This window comes from Acuticoccus sediminis, assembly GCF_003258595.1.
GTDB classification, from domain to species: Bacteria; Pseudomonadota; Alphaproteobacteria; order Rhizobiales; family Amorphaceae; genus Acuticoccus; species Acuticoccus sediminis.
Genome location: NZ_QHHQ01000005.1, coordinates 427,912 through 442,777 on the forward strand (window position 1 = coordinate 427,912; position 14,866 = coordinate 442,777).

15 protein-coding genes are annotated in these 14,866 nt (G+C 69.6%); 12 read left to right on the forward strand and 3 right to left on the reverse strand.

Features of this window, described 5'->3' with window-relative positions; genetic code table 11:
• Positions 1-25 precede the first annotated feature (25 nt).
• From DLJ53_RS23625 to DLJ53_RS23635, 3 genes are all read right to left on the reverse strand, one after another.
• Positions 26-1,294, reverse strand: coding sequence for a M16 family metallopeptidase (locus tag DLJ53_RS23625; protein WP_111349755.1), 1,269 nt, complete (start codon positions 1,292-1,294; stop codon positions 26-28).
• Positions 1,291-2,688: a threonine synthase gene (thrC, locus tag DLJ53_RS23630; protein ID WP_111349757.1), complete on the reverse strand. Its 1,398-nt coding sequence runs from the start codon at positions 2,686-2,688 to the stop codon at positions 1,291-1,293. Before thrC ends, DLJ53_RS23625 begins: the two co-directional genes overlap by 4 nt.
• A 90-nt stretch (positions 2,689-2,778) precedes the next feature.
• Positions 2,779-3,369, reverse strand: coding sequence for a YqgE/AlgH family protein (locus DLJ53_RS23635; protein WP_111349759.1), 591 nt, complete (start codon positions 3,367-3,369; stop codon positions 2,779-2,781).
• A 138-nt stretch (positions 3,370-3,507) separates the two neighbouring features.
• Here DLJ53_RS23635 and DLJ53_RS23640 point away from each other — a divergent pair, with 138 nt between their 5' ends.
• The 12 genes from DLJ53_RS23640 (at position 3,508) to rpsU (ending at position 14,847) form a co-directional block, all read left to right on the forward strand.
• Positions 3,508-3,993 carry a peroxiredoxin gene (locus DLJ53_RS23640; RefSeq protein ID WP_111349761.1) on the forward strand — a complete coding sequence of 162 codons (486 nt, stop codon included), beginning with the start codon at positions 3,508-3,510 and terminating at the stop codon, positions 3,991-3,993.
• Complete coding sequence (locus tag DLJ53_RS23645) at positions 3,994-4,626, forward strand: class I SAM-dependent DNA methyltransferase (RefSeq protein ID WP_111349763.1); 633 nt, start codon at positions 3,994-3,996, stop codon at positions 4,624-4,626.
• A gap of 170 nt (positions 4,627-4,796) precedes the next feature.
• On the forward strand, positions 4,797-5,120 hold the full coding sequence (locus DLJ53_RS23650; protein WP_111349765.1) for a hypothetical protein: 324 nt from the start codon (positions 4,797-4,799) through the stop codon (positions 5,118-5,120).
• Between the two features lie 296 nt (positions 5,121-5,416).
• Positions 5,417-8,467: an isoleucine--tRNA ligase gene (gene ileS / locus DLJ53_RS23655; RefSeq protein ID WP_111349767.1), complete on the forward strand. Its 3,051-nt coding sequence runs from the start codon at positions 5,417-5,419 to the stop codon at positions 8,465-8,467.
• The gene (gene lspA, locus DLJ53_RS23660) at positions 8,464-8,967 is read left to right on the forward strand and encodes a signal peptidase II (RefSeq protein WP_111349769.1); all 504 of its coding nucleotides are present in this window, start codon (positions 8,464-8,466) and stop codon (positions 8,965-8,967) included. Before ileS ends, lspA begins: the two co-directional genes overlap by 4 nt.
• 131 nt (positions 8,968-9,098) lie before the next feature.
• Positions 9,099-9,797: a hypothetical protein gene (locus tag DLJ53_RS23665; RefSeq protein ID WP_111349771.1), complete on the forward strand. Its 699-nt coding sequence runs from the start codon at positions 9,099-9,101 to the stop codon at positions 9,795-9,797.
• Positions 9,798-9,878: 81 nt separating this feature from the next.
• Positions 9,879-11,303 carry a M16 family metallopeptidase gene (locus DLJ53_RS23670; RefSeq protein WP_111349773.1) on the forward strand — a complete coding sequence of 475 codons (1,425 nt, stop codon included), beginning with the start codon at positions 9,879-9,881 and terminating at the stop codon, positions 11,301-11,303.
• An 11-nt stretch (positions 11,304-11,314) separates the two neighbouring features.
• The gene (locus DLJ53_RS23675) at positions 11,315-12,619 is read left to right on the forward strand and encodes a M16 family metallopeptidase (protein ID WP_111349775.1); all 1,305 of its coding nucleotides are present in this window, start codon (positions 11,315-11,317) and stop codon (positions 12,617-12,619) included.
• Positions 12,620-12,724: 105 nt separating this feature from the next.
• Positions 12,725-12,889, forward strand: coding sequence for a YdcH family protein (locus DLJ53_RS23680; RefSeq protein ID WP_404801171.1), 165 nt, complete (start codon positions 12,725-12,727; stop codon positions 12,887-12,889).
• 29 nt (positions 12,890-12,918) lie between these two features.
• Positions 12,919-13,383 (forward strand): 5-(carboxyamino)imidazole ribonucleotide mutase, encoded by a 465-nt coding sequence (gene purE, locus DLJ53_RS23685; protein ID WP_111349967.1) that lies wholly within the window; start codon positions 12,919-12,921, stop codon positions 13,381-13,383.
• Complete coding sequence (locus DLJ53_RS23690) at positions 13,380-14,468, forward strand: 5-(carboxyamino)imidazole ribonucleotide synthase (protein ID WP_111349779.1); 1,089 nt, start codon at positions 13,380-13,382, stop codon at positions 14,466-14,468. Before purE ends, DLJ53_RS23690 begins: the two co-directional genes overlap by 4 nt.
• 154 nt (positions 14,469-14,622) lie before the next feature.
• Entirely contained in the window at positions 14,623-14,847 is a 225-nt protein-coding gene (gene rpsU, locus DLJ53_RS23695; protein WP_075219855.1) for a 30S ribosomal protein S21, read from the forward strand.
• Positions 14,848-14,866 lie beyond the last annotated feature (19 nt).

Below are 14,866 nucleotides of genomic sequence, written 5' to 3' on the forward strand. Positions count from 1 at the left end.
AGCGGACCAGAACGCGGCAGCGCACTCATACGGCAGGAACCTCCGCGCCGAACCGGGCCGTGATCGTGGCGGCGTCGAACGCGTCCGCGGAGCCGACGGTGACGACCGTCGGGACCGAGCGGGAGACCTCCGACAGAAGGCGGCGCACGTCGGTGTCGCTGACCTTCTCGATCTCGGCGATGCGCTCTTCCTTCGACACGGGGCGGCCGAAGACGATCGCCTGGCGGGCGGCCTGGCCCATCCGCGCGTTGCAGCTCTCGCGGCTCATCAGCAGGCCGGCGCGCAGCTGCGCCTTGGCCCGCTGCAGCTCCTCCGGCGTCACCGTGGCGATGGCGCTCTCCAGCTCGTCGAGCACGACGGTGCGCGCCTCGGCGACGTCCTCCGGCGAGGTCGCGAGGTGGATGGCGAAGACGCCCGAATCGGAGAAGGCCCAGTGGAAGGCGGAGGTGTCGTAGACGAGGCCCCGCTCCTCCCGCAGCGCCTGGAAGAGGCGCGAGGAGAGGCCGCCGCCCAGCACCATCGCGGCGAGCTGCGCGACGACGGCGTCGTCATGGAGCGCGGCGCGCCCCTCGAATCCGAAGATGAGCTGGCACTCGGACGCGTCGTCGCTCTCGGCCATCGCGCCGCCGGTGTACGTCGCCGCGGGGGCGGTGCGCGCGGCGCGGGTCGGGACGCGCTCGAACGCCCGGGCGATGCTGTCGACGAGGCGGTCGTGGCAGACCTTGCCGGCGGCGACGACGGTCATCGACGGGGCGGTGTAGTTCGCCTCGAAGAAGGCGCGCAGCGCGTCCGGCGACACGGCGCCGACGGAGGCGCGGGTGCCGAGGATGCGCCGGCCCAGCGGCTGGCCGACGAAGGCCGCCTCCGGCAGCGCGTCGAACGCGCGGTCCTCGGGGATGTCCTCGGCGGCGCCGATCTCCTGCAGGATCACGTGGCGCTCGCGCTCCACGTCCGCCGGGTCGAAGGCGGGCTCTGTCAGGATGTCGGCGAAGATGTCGAGCGCGAGGGGAAGGTCCTCGGTCAGCATCCGGGCGTGGTAGGCGGTGGTCTCGACGCTGGTGGCGGCGTTGATCTCGCCGCCGACGGTCTCGATCGCCTCGGAGATGGCGCGGGCGGAGCGGTTCGCGGTGCCCTTGAAGGCCATGTGCTCCATGAAGTGGGCGATGCCGTGCTCGCCCTCGAGCTCGGAGCGCGTGCCGGTCTCGACCCAGACGCCGACGGCGACGGAATCGACGTGCGCCATCGAGTCGGTGACGACCGTCAGGCCGGACGGGAGGCGGGTCAGCTCGGTCATGCCGCCACCGCGCGCGACCGCTCCAGCACGATGTCCGCGACCGCCTTCACGTCGGCGGCGACCCTGGTGGAGCGCTCCGGGCTCGACATCACCTCGGCGAGGCGCTCCGGCTGCTCGGGGCGGCGGCCGCAGCCGGCTTCCACCGCGTCCGGGAACTTCGCCGGGTGCGCGGTGGAGAGCGTCACCACCGGGGTTCCGTCCGGGACCTTCGCCTCCCGCGCGGCCTTGAGGCCGACGGCGGTGTGCGTGTCCACGATGAGGCCGGTCTCGGCGTAGATCTCGCCGATGACCTTGCGGGTCTCCTCGTCGTCGGAGCGGCCGGAGGAGAAGAGCGTGCGCATCTCGGCCAGTTCCGGGGCGGTCAGCTCGAAGCCGCCGGAAAGGTCGGCGAGGCGCTCCTTCACGGAGGCGGCGTTGCGGCCGGAGAGGTCGAACACCAGCCGCTCGAAGTTGGACGAGACCTGGATGTCCATCGACGGCGAGGTCGACGGCGAGACGCGGCCCGGCATGTAGCGCCCGGTCTTCAGCGTGCGGTCGAGGATGTCGTTCTGGTTGGTGGCGATGATGAGCTGCTCCACCGGCAGGCCCATCTTGTGGGCGACGTAGCCGGCGAGGATGTCGCCGAAGTTGCCCGTCGGCACCGAGAAGGCGACCTTGCGGTGCGGCGCGCCGAGCGTCAGCGCGGCGAAGAGGTAGTAGGTGATCTGCGCCGCGACGCGGGCCCAGTTGATCGAGTTCACGCCGCTCATCGCGACGCGCTCGTTGAACTCGCGGTCGACGAACAGAGCCTTGACGATGCGCTGGCAGTCGTCGAAGTCGCCGGCGACGGCGAGGGTGTGGACGTTGTCGTCGGCGATGGTGGTCATCTGCCGGCGCTGCACGTCGGAGACGCGCCCGTCCGGATAGAGGATGAAGAGGTCGATCGCCGAACGGCCGCGGAAGGCGTCGGCTGCGGCGGCGCCGGTGTCGCCGGAGGTCGCCGTCACGATGGTCGCGCGGCGGCCGCGCTGCGACAAAATGCGGTCCATCAGGCGCGCGAGCGTCTGCATCGCGACGTCCTTGAAGGCGAGCGTCGGGCCGTGGAACAGCTCAAGAATGAACTGGTTGGGGCCGATCTGCACCAGCGGCGTGCGTGCGGGGTGGGCGAAGGTGCCCATCGCGGCGTCGATGTCGGCCTTCAGCTCGTCGTCGGTCAGCTCACCGGCGGCGAAGCGGGAGAGGACGGCGTGGGCCATCGTCTCGAACGGCTGTCCGGCGAGGGACTGAAGGGTCGCGGGATCCAGTGTCGGGTAGGCATCGGGCACGAAAAGACCACCGTCCGGGGCAAGCCCGGTCAGCGTTGCATCGCAGAACCCTAGCGGCTCGGCGCCGCCCCTCGTGGAGATGTACTGCACCCGAAACCAATCCTCCCGCAAAGGCCACTGTCACAAGCGCGTCTGACGGCGCTCTGTCAACACAATCCCGTCATTGGAATTATGTCGGGATTATGCGTGACCGGCGGCCGAGGACAGTACCTGCGGGTCGAAACCCAGCTTCTTCACGGCCCGTTCGTACTTGCTCGCGACATCCATGTCGAACAGGAGATCGTGGTCGGCGGCGCAGTGCAGCCAGCCGTTGCCGGCGATCTCCGCCTCGAGCTGGCCGGGCGCCCAGCCGGCGTACCCAAGCGCGAGGAGCGCCTGGCTCGGACCCGAGCCGTGGGCGATGGCGCGCAGGATCTCCACGGTCGCCGTCAGGCAGACGTTGTCGCCGGCGACGAGCGTCGCCTCCTTGAGCATGAAGTCGGAAGTGTGGAGAACGAATCCGCGGCCGGTCTCGACCGGTCCGCCGTTGTGGACAGCGACGTTGCGCGCGGCCGCCGGCAGGCGGATCGCGTTCTCTTCCTCGACGACGCCGAGCTGCGTCAGAAGGTCCACGAAGGACACATTCTTCGCCGGCTTGTTCACGACGATGCCCATCGCGCCCTCCTCGGAGTGGGCGCAGAGAAAGACGACCGCCCGGTTGAACCGCTCGTCGCCCATCTGGGGCATGGCGATCAGGCACTGCCCTTCTAGATATCCTTCCGTTCTGTCCATGGGCCGTCTCCCCGAGCCGTGCACATACAAGAGGGTAACACAGCATTCGTTCCGGTGAAGGCACGCTTCATGCCGGGGCTGTCGTTTGCCGCATGGCAAACCTATAAAGCGCGACAAACTAAACCTCGGAGGACGACCATGACCATCGCCGTCGGCGACACGCTTCCCGCAGCGACCTTCAAGACCATGACCCCTGACGGCCCGTCGGACGTCACCACCGAGGAGCTGACGAAAGGCCGCAAGGTCGTCATCTTCGGGGTGCCGGGCGCCTTCACCCCGACCTGCCACAACAACCACCTCCCGGGCTTCCTCGCCGAGTACGACGCGATCAAGGCCAAGGGCGTCGACGAGATCTGCGTCGTCGCGGTGAACGACGTGTTCGTGATGAACGCCTGGTCGAAGGCGACCGAGGCGGACGGCAAGATCACCTTCCTCGCCGACGGCTCGGCCAACTTCTCCCGCGCCGCCGGCCTCGACATCGACGCCTCCGGCTTCGGCATGGGCATCCGCTCCAAGCGCTACGCCATGATCGTCGACAACGGCGTCGTGAAGGTCATCAACATTGAGGACACGCCGGGCAAGGCCGTCGCCTCCAGCGCAGAAGCCCTGCTCACGAGCCTCTGAGTGGCGCGCACGCCGCCACCGGGTACGCTCCAGGCGGTCTATGGTCCCGCGTCTTCTGAGGAGACGCGGGACTACTACGAGAAATGGGCCGCCGACTATGACGCCGACACCGTCGGCCAGGGGTTCCGCATCCCCTATCTCGCGGCGGCCTTCCTCGCCCGCTACGCCCCGGCGAGCGCCTCCCCGGTGCTCGACGCGGCGTGCGGCACCGGCGTCGTCGGCGACGCGCTCGCCCTTCTCGGCTACGCGCCGCTCACCGGCGTCGACCTGACGCCGGCAATGCTCGCCCGGGCAAGGGCGCGCGGCATCTACGCGGCGCTGCACGAGGGCGACATCGCCGCACTTCCCTTCGCCGACGGCACCTTCGCGGCGACCGCCTGCATCGGTGCCTTCGGACCGGGCCACGCGCCGCCCTCCGCCCTCGGCGAGCTGGCGCGGGTGACGGCGCCGGGCGGACACATCGTCTTCAACGTGCGGGCCGACACCTGGCGGGACCAGGGCTTCGAGGCGGCGATCGAGAGGCTGACCGACGCCGGCCGCTGGCGCCAGATCGAGCGATCCCGCCCGTTCCGCGTCTACCTCCTCAACGACCTCGACCTGTCGGCGATCATCTTCGTCTTCCGCGTCACCTGACACGCCCGGCCCGCCGCCGGATGTGGCGCGCATCACGCCGGGGGCGTGCCCTGCGTCACGCGGCGGGCGCCGGCCGGGGCGGCGCACCGGGCGGGTGACACGGGTCACACCCTCCGGGGCCTCGTCCGTCCACCTCATGGGCATCGCAACAGGAAGCACATGAGGACGCCATGCCGTTCGAACGCACGACCCTGACCGGCATCCTGCCCGGGATCGAGGACACCGAGGAGTTCCGGCTCGAGTACGCCGAGGCCGAGGGGCCGGGTCCCGACGGCAGCCTCTTCGAGGGGGACCCCGAGGAAGAGGAGGAGCTGCAGACCCGCCCCTCCCCCGAAACCACGACCGCGGCCGGCGACGACTGCGGCCCCGACGGCCCGCCCCTCCCCGCCGGCGACCAGATCATCACGGGCGACTGCGGCCCGGAGGACCCGTTGGCGGTCGGCGGCTTCTCGGACGTCGCCGGGATCGGAACAGAGATCACGCTCTTTTTCTGACGGCGTTTTTCTCCGGGCGCCGTTCGCCCGCCTCCGGGCAGCCCGGCGCGCTCCACGAGGGTACGATCCGGCCGCCTTTGCGCGATCCCCAGCGCCGCGGCCGCGCGTACCGGGGGCCGGGCGGAGCGAGCTCGGCACGGGTGTCGGCGTGTCGCGGGCTTGACACTTGCGGGCCGAGGCTTGACAGCGTCGGGCAAATTCCCGTTCTGCCACCGACCTGGGACTGCGCGATGGCGCGTCCCCTGTCCGCCACCAGTGGCGCGGATCTGCCGCGCCAACCCGAGAAAGCGCTATCCATGTCCGATTCGGCCGTCGAGTCCCGCGACTATTCCAAGACGCTGTTCCTGCCGCAGACGGACTTTCCCATGCGCGCGGGCCTGCCCAAGAAGGAGCCCGAGTGGCTCGCCAGGTGGCAGGAGATGGACCTTTACAAGCGCCTGCGCGAAGTGAGCGCGGGCCGCGAGAAGTTCATCCTCCACGACGGCCCGCCGTATGCGAACGGCAACATCCACATCGGCACCGCGCTCAACAAGATCCTCAAGGATTTCGTCGTCCGCTCGCATCAGATGGCAGGGTACGACGCCAACTACGTCCCCGGCTGGGACTGCCACGGCCTTCCCATCGAGTGGAAGGTCGAGGAGCAGTACCGCGCCAAGGGCAAGAACAAGGACGAGGTCCCGGTCAACGAGTTCCGCAAGGAGTGCCGGGACTTCGCGACCCACTGGCTCGGCGTGCAGCGCGAGGAGTTCAAGCGGCTCGGCGTGGTGGGTGACTTCGACGACCCGTACCTCACCATGAGCTACGGCGCCGAGGCGCAGATCGCGCGCGAGATCATGACCTTCGCCAGCACCGGGCAGCTCTATCGCGGCTCCAAGCCGGTGATGTGGTCGGTGGTCGAGGGCACCGCCCTCGCCGAGGCCGAGGTCGAGTACCACGACTACCAGTCCGACACGATCACCGTCGCCTTCCCGCTCCACCGCGTCGGCGCGGGCGGGACGACCGAGGTGGCGAGCCCCGTCTGCTACGCCGGCGAGGCGGAAGCCCAGGGCGGGATGATGTCGCTCGACATGCCCATGGACGTGACCCACGCCGAGGGGCACATGGGCACCGACCGGCAGGACCTCACCGGCGCGTCGGTGGTGATCTGGACCACCACGCCCTGGACGATCCCGGGCAACCGCGCCGTCGCCTACGGTCCGGGCATCGCCTACGGCCTCTACCGCGTCACCGAGGCGCCGGAGGGCAACTGGCTGAAGGCCGGCGCGAGGCTCGTCCTCGCCGACTCGCTCGCCGACGAGGTCATGAAGTCCACCCGCGTCACCGAGTTCGTGCGCGTGCGCGACGTGACCGGCGAGGAGCTTTCGGGCTACCGCGCCTCCCACCCGCTCGCGGGTCACGAGAGCGGCGGCTACACCTTCCCCGTGCCGATCCTGCCGGGCGACCACGTCACCGACGACGCGGGTACCGGCTTCGTGCACACCGCCCCCGGCCATGGCGTGGAGGACTTCGAGGTCTGGATGGCGCACAAGCGCGACCTCGACATCGCGGGGATCCCCTCCGGCATCCCCTACACGGTCGGCGCCGACGGCCTCTACACGAAGGACGCGCCGGGCTTCGAGGGCATCGCGGTCATCACCGGCAAGGGCGAGAAGGGCAAGGCCAACCAGGCCGTGATCGACGCGCTGAGCGCGTCGGGCAACCTCATCGCGCGGGGCCGGCTGAAGCACCAGTACCCGCACTCCTGGCGCTCCAAGAAGCCGGTCATCTTCCGCAACACGCCGCAGTGGTTCATCGCCATGGACCAGGAGATCCCGGCGACCGAGTACGCCCACGCCGGCGGCACGCTGCGCGAGCGCGCCGTGAAGGCCATCGACACGACGCGCTTTGTGCCGCCCGCCGGCCGCAACCGCCTGCGCGGCATGATCGAGCACCGGCCCGACTGGGTCGTCTCGCGCCAGCGCGCCTGGGGCGTTCCGATCACCGTCTTCGTGAACGTCGAGACGGGCGAGCTCCTCAACGACGCGGGCGTCAACCAGTCCATCGCCGACGCCTTCGAGGCGGAGGGCGCCGACGCCTGGTTCGCCGACGGCGCCAAGGCGCGCTTCCTCGGCTCCGCCTTCGATCCCGACGAGTGGGAGATGGTGACGGACATCCTCGACGTCTGGTTCGACTCGGGCTCGACGCACGCCTTCTGCCTCGCCAAGCGGCCGGACCTCAAGTGGCCGGCGGACGTCTACCTGGAAGGCTCCGACCAGCACCGCGGCTGGTTCCACTCCTCGCTCCTGGAGTCCTGCGGCACCCGCGGCCGCGCACCCTACAACACCGTCATCACCCACGGCTTCACCATGGCCGAGGACGGGCGGAAGATGTCGAAGTCGCTCGGCAACACCATCGCCCCGCAGGACATCATCAAGCAGTACGGCGCCGACATCCTGCGCCTCTGGGTCGCCTCCCAGGACTACTCGGACGACCAGCGCATCGGCGACGAGATCATGAAGGGCGTCGCCGACGCCTACCGCAAGCTGCGCAACTCCATCCGCTGGATGCTCGGCACCCTGGCGCATGACGACGGCACCGAGGTCGACCTCTCCGGGGCGCCCGAGCTCGAGCGGCTGATGCTGCACCGCCTCGCCGTCCTCGACGCCGAGGTGAAGGAGGCCTACCGCAACTTCGACTACAGCCACGTCGCGCACACGCTGATGACGTTCGCCAACGTCGAGCTCTCGGCCTTCTACTTCGACATCCGCAAGGACGCGCTCTACTGCGACGCGCCCTCCTCCGCCCGCCGCCACGCGGCGCTGACGGTGGTCGGCAAGCTGTTCGACGCGCTCGTCACCTGGCTCGCGCCGATCCTGCCCTTCACCATGGAGGAGTCCTGGGCCTCCCGCGGCCGCGAGGGCTCGGTGCACCTCGAGCCCTACTTCAGCGCCGATCCGGCCTGGCGCGATGACGCCCTCGCGGCGCGCTGGGAGAAGGTGAAGAAGGTGCGTCGCGTCGTCACGGGCGCGCTCGAGGTGGAGCGGCGCGAGAAGCGCATCGGCTCCTCCCTGGAGGCGCACCCGGTGGTCCGCGTCGAGGATCCGGAGCTTCGCGCCGCGGTCGAGGCGGTCCACTTCGCCGACATCGTGATCGCGAGCGCGGTCACGATCGAGGGCGGCGCTCCGGACGCCGACGCGTTCACCCTGGCCGAGGTGCCGGGCGTCTCCGTGAAGGTGGACCTCGCCGAGGGCCGCCGCTGCGCCCGCTCGTGGAAGGTGCTGCCGGAGGTGGGCTCGGACCCGCGCTACCCGGACCTCTCCCCGCGTGACGCCGAGGCGATGGCCGAGATCGACGCCGCCGCCGCGTGACCCACGAAACCGCAGCGACCCCCGTCCCGGCGGCGGAGCGGGGGCGCACCCTTGCGCTCCTCGTGGCGCTGGCGGTCTTCGTCGCCGACCAGGCGGCGAAGATCTGGGTGCTGGGCATCGACTTCACCGCCGGGCCGATCCGCGTCCTGCCGGTGCTCGACATCACCCTGGTGATGAACCGCGGCATCAGCTACGGCCTGCTCCAGCAGGACGGGCTCGGCCGCTGGCTGCTCGTCGCCTTCACCGTGGCCGCCAGTATCGCCCTCGGGGTGTGGCTCTGGCGCGCGGGGCGGGCGTTCACCAAGGTCGCCGTCGCCCTCATCCTGGGCGGCGCGGTCGGCAACCTCGTCGACCGGGTGATCTACGGCGCCGTTGTCGACTACGTGCACCTCCACTGGGGAACGTGGTCCTGGTACATCTTCAACGTCGCCGATGCCGCGATCGTCGTGGGTGTTGCCCTCCTCCTGATCGAAAGCCTCTTTCGCCGCGCTGACGGGTAGTTAACAATCACCTGCCAGTGTTGCCGCAAAGCCTCACATCGGCCGATGCCCACAGGCACCGGTTGACTTGGCCCCATGGGTTGGCGATGGCTTTGGGTTGGTGGTGTATCCACCAAAATGTGGAGAGTTCCATGGTTCGTTCCGTCCTCATCGCGGCATCGCTCGCTGTCGGCCTGTCCGGCTGCAACACGGCCTACAACTACTTCGAGGAAGAACCGGACCCCACGGCCAAGGTCGAGGAGACGACGGCGTTCGGTGCGCTTCTGTCGATGGGTGGCCTCACCCAGCAGTCGAAGAGCAACGTCTCCGCCTACGCGCCGCGGGCACCCCTCGCGATGCCCGCAAGCTCCGACCTCCCGTCCCCCAAGGACACGTCGAGCGCCGAGCAGGCGGTGAACTTCCCCGAGGACCACGACGCCCGCATCCTGCGCGAGCGGTCGGAGACGCTGGCCGCCGCCGCCGAGGCGGACGAGGCCGCCGCCCGCCGCGGCGACCGCTTCCTGCCGAGCGAGGTTCCGGAAGGCACGGGCGAGAAGCGCAAGACCTTCGGCTCCGAGAACGCCCACAAGAACTACATCGGCGGCCGCCTGACCCGTCAGGAGCTCAAGGTCACCATCGACGCGCCGAAGAAAGATCGCGGCATGTTGACCGAGGACGGTGCCCCCGCGCCGCGCGTCTCGCTGGTGCAGCCGCCGACGGACCTTCGCACCCCGGCCGACACCGCCGCCCTGCCGGAAAAGAAGGACATCGACAATTCCGAATGGCTGAAGGACCGGCTGTACGCCAAGCGCAGGGAAGCCGATCCGGGGGCCCGCACCCTCCCGCAGTGAGGCGCCTTACGAAATCTTCAGTGGTGTCGCGCGCCGCTGAGGGCTACCTCCCTGTCATGACAGATGACAGGGTGTCCCCGCATGACGCTTCGTACGACCGTCGCCGCCCTCGCCGCCGCGACGCTGTTGTCGCTTCCGGCCAGGGCTGAACCCGTGGACCTCGGCAACGTCGAGATCGCGCCCGACGCGTCCACCTTCACGCTGGACAACGGGCTTCAGGTCGTGGTGATCCCCGACCGCCGCGCACCGATCGTCACGCACATGATCTGGTACCGGATCGGCTCGGCCGACGAGCCCCCCGGCAAGTCCGGCATCGCGCACTACCTCGAGCACCTGATGTTCAAGGGGACCGAGGCGCACCCCGGCAACACCTTCTCGACGACGGTGTCCCGCCTCGGCGGCCGCGAGAACGCCTTCACCTCCAACGACTACACCGCCTACTTCCAGCAGGTCGCCAAGGAGCACCTGCCGGAGATGATGGCGTTCGAGGCGGACCGCATGCGCGGCCTCCAGCTCACCGAGGACGTCTCCGCGCCCGAGCTCCAGGTTGTCCTGGAGGAGCGGCGCATGCGCGTCGAGACGCAGCCCTCCGCCGAGCTCGGCGAGGCCGTCGACGCGACGCTCTACGTCAACCACCCCTACGGCGATCCGGTGATCGGCTGGGCCGACGAGGTTGCCGCCCTCACCCATGAGGACGCGATCAACTTCTACCACTCGTTCTACCGCCCCGGCGCCGCCGTGCTGGTCGTCGCCGGCGACGTGACCGAGGACGAGATCCGCACCCTCGCCGAGAACACCTACGGCAAGATCGCCGACGACGCCGGCCCGTTCCTGCGCCATCGCCCGGCGGTGGAGAAGCTGCGCGCCGACCGCCTTGTGGAGCTGCGCGACCCGCGCGTGACGCAGGAGACGACCCAGGTCTCCTGGATCGTGCCGAGCTACAACACCGCCAAGCCCGGCGAGGCCGAAGCCATCGACGTGCTGGCCGAGGTACTGGGCGGCAACAACACGAGCCGGCTCTACACCGACCTCGTGCGTGAAAGCGGCATCGCGACGTCCGCGGGCTCGTACTATCAGTCGAGCGCCGTCGACGACACGCGCTTCGTCGTCTACGCGACCCCGACCGACGGCTCGGACCTCGCCGACATCGAGGCGCGCGCCAAGGCCGCCGTCGCCGACATCGCCCGGAACGGCGTCACCGACGAGGAGCTGAGGCGGGCCAAGACGAACCTCCTGTCATCGGTCATCTTTGCACAGGACAACCAGTCCTCGCTGGCGCGGATCTTCGGGGCGTCGATCACCACCGGCTCGACCGTCGACGACATCAAGGCCTGGCCCTCGCAGATCTCCAAGGTGACCGCCGAGGACGTGCAGACGGCGGCGCAGACCTACCTCGACGGCAAGGCGTCGGTCACCGGCCGCCTCCTCGAATCGACGCCTGAGACCGCCTCGCAGAAGGGCGATGCCGACGCACCGTCCCCTGCCGAAGCCACCGTCGTCCAGTAAGGAACGATCCGATGCGTATCCTGTCCAGCACCATCGCGGCGATCGGCTTCCTGACAGCGACCATTGGGAGCGCTAGCGCCATCGACATTCAGCAAGTGACCAGCCCCGGCGGCATCAAGGCGTGGCTCGTGTCGGACGACACGGTGCCGCTCGTCGCCGTCGATTTCGCCTTCGCCGGGGCCGGCAGCGCGCAGGACCCGGAGGACAAGCCGGGTCGTGCCAACCTCCTCTCCTCGATGCTCGACGAGGGCGCCGCGGACTACGACAGCGTGGCCTTCCAGACCGCGCTGCGCGACAGTGCCGTGCGCCTCTCCTTCGACCCGAGCCGCGACCACTTCTACGGCGACATGCAGGTGATCTCGGCGAACCTCGAGCGGGGCTTCGACCTCCTGTCGCTCGCCCTCAACGAGCCGCGCTTCGAGCAGGAGGCGATGGGCCGCATGCAGGCCGCCATCGTCTCCAGCCTCCGCCGCGAGCTGACCGACCCGGACGCCATCGCCGGGCGCCTCTGGTCCGAGACGGCCTTTCCGCACCACCCCTACGGCCGGCCCGCCAACGGCACGCCCGAGAGCATCGCCGCGATGACCCGCGACGACCTCGTCGCCGCCCGCGGCACCTTCGGCAAGGACAACCTGATGGTCTCGGTGGTGGGCGACATCGACGCCGACACGCTGGGCCCGCTCCTCGACCGTGCGTTCGGCGCCCTCCCCGACCACGCCGCGCTGACGCCGGTTCCGGACGTCGAGGCGGCGACCGGCCAGACCGCCAACGAGCAGATCGCGACGCCGCAGACCTCGATCCGCTTCGGCGGCCCCGGCATTGCCCGCAAGGACCCGGACTTCATCCCGGCCTACGTGATGAACCACATCCTGGGCGGCGGGGCGTTCTCGTCCTGGCTGTTCGAGGAAGTGCGCGAGAAGCGCGGCCTCGCCTACTCGGTCTATTCCTACATCGCGCCCTACGACCACACCGCCGTGTTCGGCGGCGGGACGGCGACGCGCAACGACCGGGCGATGGAGACCGTCGACGTCATCCTGCAGCAACTGCAGCGGATGGCGAATGAGGGTCCGACCGAGGCCGAGCTCGAGGACGCCAAGGCCTACCTCACCGGGTCCTACGCGCTGCGCTTCGGCTCGTCCAACTCCACCGCCCGCCAACTTCTCGCCATCCAGCTGGAAGATCTTGGCATCGACTATATCGACGGGCGCAATGCGCTCATCGAGGCGGTGACACTCGACGATGTCCGTCGGGCCGCGTCGCGGATTCTGGGCGAAGGCAAGCCCACCGTCGCGGTCGTCGGAGCACCCGCCGGTTAAAACCCGCTCGACAGCGTTCCGCGGGTTGAACTATCAGTGAGTTGGCCCGCGGCACGTACACCCATGGATGAAGACGAGCAAAACGAACTCTTGGCACGACTTGAGATGCTAAAAGAGCAGCATCGCGACCTCGACGCCGCCGTCGAGGCGCTGGAGTATGCGGGATCGACCGACCTTCTGCAGATCAAGCGGCTGAAGAAGCGCAAGCTTCAGCTCAAGGACGAGATCCGCCTCCTGTCCGACCGCATCCTGCCGGACATCATCGCGTGAGCGCCGCAGCCGCACCGGTCGCGGTGATCATGGGAAGCCAGTCCGACTGGGTGACCATGCGCGGCGCCGCCGTCACCCTGGGCGAGCTTGGGATCGAGCACGACGCCCTCATCGTCTCCGCCCACCGCACCCCCCGGCGCCTCTACGAGTTCGCCGAGAGCGCGGCGGACCGCGGCGTGAAGGTGATCATCGCCGGCGCCGGCGGTGCCGCTCACCTCCCGGGCATGGTCGCCGCGATGACGACGCTCCCGGTCTTCGGCGTCCCCGTGGAGAGCAAGGCGCTCTCCGGGTGGGACAGCCTTCTCTCCATCGTGCAGATGCCGGCCGGCGTTCCGGTCGGCACGCTCGCCATCGGCCGCGCCGGTGCCGTCAACGCCGCCCTCCTCGCGGCGTCCGTGCTGGCGCTGACGGACGAGGCGCTCGCCGAGCGGCTCACCGCCTGGCGTGCCGCCCGCACCGCCTCCGTCGCCGAACAGCCCAGGGACGAAGCGTGATCCTCACTCCCGGCGCGACCATCGGCATCCTGGGTGGCGGCCAGCTCGGGCGCATGCTGGCGACCGCGGCGGCCGAGCTCGGCCTGTCGGTCCACATCTACTGTCCCGACACCGACCCGCCCGCCGCCGCCGTCGCCGCCGGCACCACGATCGCGCCGTACGAGGACGCCGAGGCTCTCGCCCGCTTCGCCGCCGCCGTCGACGTCGTCACCTACGAGTTCGAGAACGTCCCCGTGTCCGCGGTCGAGGGGCTGGGCGACAGGGTGCGTCCCGGCCCGCGCGCGCTCGAGGTCGCGCAGGACCGACTCACCGAAAAGGCGTTCCTCGCCGAGTGCGGCCTGCCCGTGGCGCCGCACCGGGGCGTGTCCTCGCCCGAGGAGATCGCCGGTGCGCTGACCGATCTCGGCGGCGTCGGGATCCTGAAGACGCGCCGCATGGGCTACGACGGCAAGGGGCAGGTCCGCCTCGTCCCCGGCGTCGACGTCGCGCGCGCCTTTGCCTCCATCGGCGAGGTGCCGGCCATCGTCGAGGCGCTGGTGCCGTTCGACGCCGAGACCTCAACCGTGCTCGCCCGCGGCGCGGACGGGCGGACCGCCGCCTACACCGCGCCGGCGAACGAGCACAGCGAGGGGATCCTGCGCCGGTCCACCGTCCCCGGTCCGCTCACCGCGGGGCTGGAGGCCGAGGCGCAGCGTCTCACCGCCGACGTCGCCGAGGCGCTCGGCTACGTCGGCGTTCTGGCGATCGAATGGTTCGTGACCGGCGACCCGGCGAACCCGCTGGTCGCCAACGAGATGGCGCCGCGGGTGCACAATACCGGCCACTGGACGCAGGACGCCGCCGTCACCAGCCAGTTCGAGAACCATATCCGCGCGATCGCGGGCTGGCCGCTGGGCTCAACGGCCCGCACGGCGGACGCCGTGATGCTCAATCTGATCGGCCACGACGCGGACGATTGGCAAAGGCATCTGGACACGGCCGGTGCGAAGCTCCACCTTTATGGCAAACGTGACACACGTCCCGGTCGGAAGATGGGGCACGTCAACGTACTGAGCCGCGGTGTGGACTTTCGCGCCGGTGGCTGATATCGGACTGCCTTCGCGCGTTCGTAGCTAGGTGGTGGCTCCCATGGGGGGAGCGGCCTGGCTACTTGCGCGCATTGGCGTTGGGAAAATGGCGCTCGCGCCCGGCATGACGGTGCAGCCGGAATGCACCGTGCAACAGAAGGAAAACGGCCAAGTGCAGGTTTTGGTTCGGGACAACAACGTCGACCAGGCGCTCAAGGCGCTGAAGAAGAAGATGCAGCGCGAAGGCATCTTCCGCGAAATGAAGATGCGTAACCACTACGAGAAGCCGTCCGAGCGTAAGGCTCGCGAAAAGGCCGAGGCCGTTCGCCGCGCCCGCAAGCTTGCGCGCAAGCGTGCACAGCGCGAAGGTCTGCTCCCGGGCAAGAAGCGCAGCTGATTCGTTCCAGCCGCGTCGT

What these genes read in the sequence shown, in the direction of transcription:
- DLJ53_RS23625 (WP_111349755.1), bottom strand. Translation starts at nt 1,294, where the DNA reads ATGACCGAGCTGACCCGCCTCCCGTCCGGCCTGACGGTCGTCACCGAC.
- DLJ53_RS23635 (WP_111349759.1), bottom strand. Translation starts at nt 3,369, where the DNA reads ATGGACAGAACGGAAGGATATCTAGAAGGGCAGTGCCTGATCGCCATG.
- DLJ53_RS23640 (WP_111349761.1), top strand. Translation starts at nt 3,508, where the DNA reads ATGACCATCGCCGTCGGCGACACGCTTCCCGCAGCGACCTTCAAGACC.
- DLJ53_RS23650 (WP_111349765.1), top strand. Translation starts at nt 4,797, where the DNA reads ATGCCGTTCGAACGCACGACCCTGACCGGCATCCTGCCCGGGATCGAG.
- ileS (WP_111349767.1), top strand. Translation starts at nt 5,417, where the DNA reads ATGTCCGATTCGGCCGTCGAGTCCCGCGACTATTCCAAGACGCTGTTC.
- DLJ53_RS23665 (WP_111349771.1), top strand. Translation starts at nt 9,099, where the DNA reads ATGGTTCGTTCCGTCCTCATCGCGGCATCGCTCGCTGTCGGCCTGTCC.
- DLJ53_RS23670 (WP_111349773.1), top strand. Translation starts at nt 9,879, where the DNA reads ATGACGCTTCGTACGACCGTCGCCGCCCTCGCCGCCGCGACGCTGTTG.
- DLJ53_RS23675 (WP_111349775.1), top strand. Translation starts at nt 11,315, where the DNA reads ATGCGTATCCTGTCCAGCACCATCGCGGCGATCGGCTTCCTGACAGCG.
- DLJ53_RS23680 (WP_404801171.1), top strand. Translation starts at nt 12,725, where the DNA reads ATGCTAAAAGAGCAGCATCGCGACCTCGACGCCGCCGTCGAGGCGCTG.
- purE (WP_111349967.1), top strand. Translation starts at nt 12,919, where the DNA reads ATGGGAAGCCAGTCCGACTGGGTGACCATGCGCGGCGCCGCCGTCACC.